We start from the raw sequence: 1,130 nt of genomic DNA, 5'->3' as shown, positions 1-1,130 counted from the left end.
GTGGCGACGGCAACGCGGCCGGGGTCGGGGCCGCGGCCGGCGCCTTCCTGACCGGCGGCAGGAGAGGGGGAGGCAAAGGTGCCATTGACGGAAGTGGTCCAGTTAAGGGTGTCCTTGAGGTTAGCGACCGCGTAAAATCTGTCAGCGCAGTGAAGAACTTCAGCCCGAAGGGTGAGAGGGACTTCATCTTCGATCCGACCACAGGACGCTTCGGGACCGGAGCCAACCAGGGTGTTGGCGGCCACGATTTCCTGGGGAGCGCAGTTGGTGCCGACAAATCCACGATGGTTGGGGGGCGCCTGCGTCGGGGGCCGGATGGGGAGTTGCAGACCAATCAGTGGTCCGGGCACTATGGAATGAACTGGAATGACTCGACAAGGAAGGCGTTCCAGGACTTCATGAGTCAACACGGGATAGCTGTGACGCACACCCCGAGCATGTATTGGTAGGCAAAGTGGCATCCCTGGCGGATCCTCCTCTTGAGGCAGGTGTGGTGACAGTAAGTGATCTGATGGTCCAGCTTTCGACTGTTCCTGAGAGCTGTTGGATCGTCTCCTCCTACCCGGATCAGGCCGGAGCCGTTGCATGGCTACCGCTGGTACAGATCAGCGCAACGGGAATTTGGCTGGGGTTCGACCGGAAAGGGGTGTGGACCCTGGGGAGGCTCGAAGGTGCAGTTGAATCCTCGGCGGGGAGCCTGCCCTCATCCTGGGTGACCATCCTGGATGCAGACGAGAGGTCACTTCGAACAGGTCTGGACTCCGCTGCTGAGCGATTTGGACTTTCGCCCGAAAATTTTCAAGATCTGATTCCTGTCGAAGATGTTCTAACGATGGCAATCAGGAGTCGAAGTAGCCACTGGGTTGAGCGAGCGGTCCACTGGATGGTGGATAGAGATATCTCGCGGGAGCATTTTGAACTCCTGCAAGAATTGTCTACTGCCAAATGGGCAAATCAATGGACTCGGCATATCGCCAGGCGCCTTGTGAAGGGTTCCGAGTAGTGGAAAACGGATGCCCTCCCGGATAATCCGGGAGGGCATCCGGCCATTTTGCGGCAACGCTGACGGCATCGTCAGCGGGCGATAGCTGCGGGGCCGGGCTTCGGATTCGTCGTCAGGCATGACGGCC

1 protein-coding gene is annotated in these 1,130 nt (G+C 59.3%); it reads left to right on the top strand.

Annotation, left to right across the window (positions count from 1 at the left end):
• On the top strand, window positions 1-449 hold a 449-nt coding region (locus AQJ91_RS51140; RefSeq protein WP_199848163.1), incomplete at its 5' end, for a polymorphic toxin type 43 domain-containing protein.
• Window positions 450-1,130 lie beyond the last annotated feature (681 nt).

It is taken from the genome of Streptomyces dysideae (assembly GCF_001514305.1).
In the GTDB taxonomy this organism is placed as follows: Bacteria; Actinomycetota; Actinomycetes; order Streptomycetales; family Streptomycetaceae; genus Streptomyces; species Streptomyces dysideae.
The sequence above is the reverse complement of the archived record's forward strand: the minus strand, read 5'-3'. Positions and strand labels throughout refer to the sequence as shown.